Source organism: Methylobacter sp. BlB1 (genome assembly GCF_015476545.1).
GTDB lineage: Bacteria > Pseudomonadota > Gammaproteobacteria > Methylococcales > Methylomonadaceae > Methylobacter.
The window spans coordinates 18,763-23,954 of record NZ_JADMKV010000065.1; the positions used below are offsets into that span (position 1 = coordinate 18,763).

6 protein-coding genes are annotated in these 5,192 nt (G+C 59.8%); all 6 read left to right on the forward strand.

All coding sequences use genetic code 11. The features are described 5' to 3' along the window. The coding region (locus tag IT781_RS18450; RefSeq protein WP_194971649.1) for a hypothetical protein at nucleotides 1-327 on the forward strand (327 nt) is incomplete at its 5' end. 152 nt (nucleotides 328-479) lie between these two features. Next, nucleotides 480-1,454 carry a substrate-binding domain-containing protein gene (locus IT781_RS18455; RefSeq protein ID WP_194971650.1) on the forward strand — a complete coding sequence of 325 codons (975 nt, stop codon included), beginning with the start codon at nucleotides 480-482 and terminating at the stop codon, nucleotides 1,452-1,454. Nucleotides 1,455-1,586: 132 nt separating this feature from the next. Next, the gene (locus IT781_RS18460) at nucleotides 1,587-3,314 is read left to right on the forward strand and encodes a ShlB/FhaC/HecB family hemolysin secretion/activation protein (protein WP_194971651.1); all 1,728 of its coding nucleotides are present in this window, start codon (nucleotides 1,587-1,589) and stop codon (nucleotides 3,312-3,314) included. 20 nt (nucleotides 3,315-3,334) lie between these two features. Beyond that, entirely contained in the window at nucleotides 3,335-3,490 is a 156-nt protein-coding gene (locus tag IT781_RS18465) for a hypothetical protein (RefSeq protein WP_194971652.1), read from the forward strand. Beyond that, nucleotides 3,490-4,269, forward strand: a complete 780-nt coding sequence (locus IT781_RS18470) for a TonB family protein (protein ID WP_194971653.1) — start codon at nucleotides 3,490-3,492, stop codon at nucleotides 4,267-4,269. The genes IT781_RS18465 and IT781_RS18470 overlap by 1 nt, the downstream gene beginning before the upstream one ends. Nucleotides 4,270-4,391: 122 nt before the next feature. After that, on the forward strand, nucleotides 4,392-5,123 hold the full coding sequence (locus IT781_RS18475) for a MotA/TolQ/ExbB proton channel family protein (protein WP_194971654.1): 732 nt from the start codon (nucleotides 4,392-4,394) through the stop codon (nucleotides 5,121-5,123). The last annotated feature ends 69 nt before the right edge of the window (nucleotides 5,124-5,192 follow it).

A 5,192-nucleotide genomic window follows, 5' to 3' on the forward strand; every position in this document is an offset into this window, starting at 1 on the left:
CAGGCAGCTGCAGAAGCCGCAGCACAGGCAGCTGCAGAAGCCGCAGCACAGGCAGCCGCAGAAGCCGCGGTACAGGCCACGGCACAGGCTGTAGCTAACACTGCATCGCAGCTGGGCGCGGCGCGGATGGCTGAGGTTCGACGGCAGTCCACCCAGAGCTCCGGCACAAATACTCAGTCAGCCGCAGCCCCACCCAGCATTGACAATAACATTGTTTTCACTGACCCGGGCAGCTATTCCGCACATGTGCGGCGTATTGAGGTTGATGGAGTGATTTATGACTTGGATGAGGAGGATAAAGACTTGGATAAGGAGGATAAAAAATGAATAACGAATAATTTAGTGAATAGACACCACATCCTGGTGTTGGCCAGTTAACGATGACTGGATAGATGTTCTGCAGGAAACGATATCGTTGCGCCGCGCAGGCCTCGACGAGCTTCGTCAGCTTTTATTTAATTCTTTTGGAAGAGAAAACCATGAATCAATTTTCAAGATACATCCGCAAAGTAATCGGTACGGCAGCATTATTGCTGGTATCCGCCTATTCCTATGCCGTGGATTGTCCGGGAGGGAGCAATTTTTACCATCAGTCAATAGGTACCGTAACACCGATAACCACGACGATAACGGTTGCGGTGGCATCCAATTTCAAAGACCCTGCGGCGGAATTGGCTGACGACTACGTTGTTGGAACTTCATACAAGGTAAATCTGTGCCATGGTTCGTCGGGAACCATTTCCTCAAGCATTACCGGCGGAAATCCGTATAACATTTCACTATTTCTGTCCGCCGATCAAGGTTTTGCAACGGATGTCGTGACTGCTGGTAAAAACTTGGGTTCAGAGTTCCGATATGCCAAAGGTATACCTGTGTTTTTGCTGTCCCCTAATGCTTACAATTCCAATGTTGCGGCAGATTATTTCTTGACGGGACAAGGTAGTGGCGCTTATGCCGACGGTCTCTCGGACTATGTGGTTCTGAAACATTCTTCCGGAACGCCTACAGCAAGTACGATCGCCGTTGCAAATCATACGAATGCTCCTTATGGATTTGCGGCCGGCTATATATTAAGTCCCATGGGATTCTGGAATACGGGTACACTTCTTTATAATGCTGGTACAAACGTAACGACGGCTTGTTCGAGCCTAATTTCTGGCAGTCAGTGGCAATGCGAATACAACAATGTTGATCTCACCTTGCAGGCTATCAATAACAATTCGGTGACGGGTGGATTTGTCGGCTGGTCTCAAGTGTGCGACTCCGGAACCTATCCGTCAGCACGATATGTCAAGTTCTCAAATAGTTCCTACTTAACGCAACAGTATGGCGTTCTGATCGATATTGCCAGTGGCGCCCAGGAAACAGTCGCGGCAGACCTGGTGTCTTATATGGATATTGGATCGGGGGCGTGGAACACTTTTTTGACCAACCACTGCTACCAAACGCTTTGAGTTTTTTGCGTGGCTTAATGTACCGATCAAGTCAAAGGTATAGCTACGCTTCTGCCCCGCTCGCCGGGACGCCAGCCGCCGCTGCCCGCGGCGGCTGGCCTTTTTTACCAGTCACTGTTATCAATTAATTAAATGAATCGATTTTCTCGCGCCGGCGCCACAAACCGCCGGCTATTGAACTTTTTCGCCCTGTGGATGGGCTGTACCTTTTCCGGCGCGGCCCAGGCCGAGACGCCCGTGATACCCAACTACCGTATCGGCGACGCGATCAAGGACGCGCAGCAGCCGCGCCGTCCCCCGCCGCGCGAGGCGCCCGAGCCGGAAATTGTCGAGCAGGAGACGCGCCCGCTGACCCTGCCCAAGGGTGAAACGCTGATGGTGCGCGAGTTCCGGCTGGAAGGCGCGGAGTTCATTCCCGAAGCCGAGTTGCAGGCCGAACTCGACCCCTACAAGGGGCGCGCGCTCAGCATGGCCGAAATTCAGGAAGCCGCTGCCAGGCTCACCGCGCTTTACCGCAGCCGGGGCTATCTGGTGGCGCGGGCCTATGTGCCGCGACAGGACGCCACCTCGGGGGTGTTGACCATCCGCATCATCGTCGGCAAGTATGGAAAGTTTACGCTCGACAACAAGTCGCTGGTGAACGACGGTCTGCTGCTGGGCGCCTTTGCTTCGCTGCAAGGGGAAAGCGCGGTGACGCGGGACGAGCTCGAGCGCGCCATGCTGCTCATCGATGACATGCCCGGCGGGGCCATGCCCAAGCTCACGATCGCGCCGGGCGAAGCCGCCGGCACCTCGGATTTCGGCATAGAGGTGCCCACAGACCAGCGGGTGCAGGGCTATCTGCTGGGCGACAACCTGGGTTCGCGCTATACCGGCGAGTACCGCCTGAGCGCGGGGGCATCGTTGAATTCGCCGCTCGGCATTGCCGATCAGCTCACCGTGGGCGGCATGGTGAGCGAAGACACGGGGCTGATAAACGGCCGTGCGGCATACAGCTTACCGTTGATGAACAATGGCCTCAGGGCGGATATCGCGGCGGCGGTGACGACCTACGAGCTGGGCTCCATCTATGCCGACCTCGACGCGACGGGCGAGGCCTATTACTTCGATGCGGCGCTGAGATATCCGCTGCTGCGCAGCCGCGAGCAAAGCCTCTACCTGTCGTTTGGGCTGTCGGAGAAGCTGCTGCGCGACAAGATCGGCGCGGCGGATCTCGCCACCTCCAGGGAGGCGAAAACCGGCAACCTGGGCGTGCGCCACGAGCGCTGGGGTTCCCTGTTCGGGCTGGGGATCTACAGCACTGCGACGGTCGGCTTCACCTACGGCAATCTCGACTTCAGCAACGCGGAGCAGGAAGCGCTCAACAGGGCCGGCGCCAACACCGCAGGGGATTACGCGCGGCTCAATGTCGATCTTTTAGCCTCGCTCTCTCTGGCGCCGTCGTGGAAACTGAACACCACGGTGAGCCTGCAGAAAGCGCTGTTGGACAAGAACCTCGATGCCGTCGAGCAGATGAACCTGACCTGCAGCAGCTGCGGCGGCGTGAAGGCCTACCGCGAGACGGTGACCGGCGACAACGGCTACCTGATCGGGGTCGAACTGCGCTACGCCCTGCCGGACTGGAGCGGCATCAGGCATACGGCGGGCGTGTTCGCCGACACCGGAGCCGTCAACCTGGAGAATGGCAGCTATGCGCTGGAGAACAGCATCCAGCTGTCCGACGTCGGTTTCGGCTACTACGTGGGCTGGGGGCCCTTCAACGGCATGGTCCAGTACGCGCATGGCGTGGGACCGCGCCCGCATGCCGTAGCAAGCGAAGACGATAACCGTGTGCTGGCGCAGGTCGGCCTGGCGTATTGAACTGTAAAGGAGACATCGATATGAACATGGAATGGCTGGCGGGGGCGATCGACTACGGCGTGATCGGCTTGCTCAGCGCCGCTGGCGTGGTCGCGGCGGCAATCCCTACAGGCGGAGGTAAGCAGGCCAAGACAGCAACGGCTACGGGCACGCGGGCGATGGCGGGGGTGAAGTGATGCGCAAGGTGGCAACGGCAGGGGCGATGGCGCCCGCGCCCGGTTCCCGCTTAGGCGTCGGTATCGGCCTGTTCGCTTCGCTGGCACTGCATGCGGTGCTGGCGATGGGTGTGTTGAACGTGAACGTGCGCAAGCCGGCGCCGCAGCGCGATCAACTGGTGGTGCAGTATATCGGCATGGTGGGCAACCGCCAGGCCGAACAGAAGCAGCGGGGCGACGATATCGAGCGTAACGCGCCGAAGGCGCCCGCGCCGCCGCCCCAGAAGGCAGTGAAGAAGATGGTGAAGAAGGCGATGGCGCCTGAGCGGTCTGCACGCAAGGTTCCGAATCCTATGAAGGAGCAGCCGGGTAAGACCGAGACCAAGCCGAAGCCGGAACAGCAGCCGGAGCAGCAACTGGCAAGGGCTGCACCACCCGCAAGCGAACAAACCATGCCCAAAGGGGCTGAAGCGCAGCAGGTGAAGCAGACCTTGAAGCCCCGTGAATCGGAAGTGAGCCTGATCCGCAAGTACCTTGCCGGCCTGACACAGGAGATCCAGGATCACCTGGAGTATCCGCGGGAAGCGCGCGACGCCGGGTACGTGGGCGCGCCCACGATCCGCTTTACCATTACCGAGAGCGGCGACATCCTGCCGACCTCTCTGTCCGTTCATAAGAGCAGCGGTTCGGCCCTGCTCGATGAAAAGGCGCTGCAGGCGGCACAGGCCGCCGCGCCGATGGCGAAGCCGCCGCGGCAGATGACGGTGACAATCACGGTGGCATTCATCCAGGAAGGGTGACCTGGATCAGGCGGCGCTGGAAACGGTCAAGGACTGGCGCTTCGTGCCCGGTCACCGCGGCGGCTAGATTGTGGCAGCCTGGATCGTCGTGCCTATTTTATTTACTCTTGAAGGATAAACTCATGGATTTCAAAGACAATCTCACTCATTTCCTGTCCCAAAGCGACGGCGTCGGACAAACGCTTTTTGGCTTGCTGGCCGCGATGTCGATCGCCAGCTGGTATTTCATCGTCGTCAAGGCTTGGCAAGGCGCCATGATGCGCCGGCGCTCGGCGCAATTTCTGAAAACATTCTGGGACGCCGCCTCGCTCGACGAGGTCGCCCGTTATCTGAATCAGCACGCGCCGAGCGAGCCGTTCGCCTATTTGACCTGGCATGCCATCACCGGGGCACGACATCACGCCACTCATGGCGCGCATCGCCTGCATGAGGCCGGCTCCGCCACGGAGTTTCTGACGCGCTCGATGCGCCGGGCGATCGGCGAGGAAACCGCGCGCCTGGAATGGGGCCTGACGGCCTTGGCCTCGATCGCCAGCACCGCGCCGTTCGTCGGCCTGTTCGGCACGGTCTGGGGCGTCTACCATGCCCTGCTCGGCATCGGGCAAGGCGGGGCCGCCACGCTCGACCAGATTGCGGGCCCCGTGGGCGAAGCGCTGATCATGACCGGGCTGGGCCTGGCCGTGGCGATACCGGCGGTACTGGCCTACAACGCTTGCGCGCGCGCCAACCGCCTGATGCTGGCGCGCCTTGATGCCTACGCGCATGACTTGTTTTCCTTCTTGACCACCGGCGCGCCCATGGGCGCGCAGTCAGCCGCCATGCCAACAGCGGCCGTTGTTCCGGGAGGTGCGTGATGGCCTTCGGCAGTTTCGACCAAAACAAAAGCCAGCATCCGGTTTCGGAAATCAACATGGTGCCGCTGA

What these genes read in the sequence shown, in the direction of transcription:
- IT781_RS18475 (WP_194971654.1), top strand. Translation starts at nt 4,392, where the DNA reads ATGGATTTCAAAGACAATCTCACTCATTTCCTGTCCCAAAGCGACGGC.
- IT781_RS18460 (WP_194971651.1), top strand. Translation starts at nt 1,587, where the DNA reads ATGAATCGATTTTCTCGCGCCGGCGCCACAAACCGCCGGCTATTGAAC.
- IT781_RS18470 (WP_194971653.1), top strand. Translation starts at nt 3,490, where the DNA reads ATGCGCAAGGTGGCAACGGCAGGGGCGATGGCGCCCGCGCCCGGTTCC.
- IT781_RS18465 (WP_194971652.1), top strand. Translation starts at nt 3,335, where the DNA reads ATGAACATGGAATGGCTGGCGGGGGCGATCGACTACGGCGTGATCGGC.
- IT781_RS18455 (WP_194971650.1), top strand. Translation starts at nt 480, where the DNA reads ATGAATCAATTTTCAAGATACATCCGCAAAGTAATCGGTACGGCAGCA.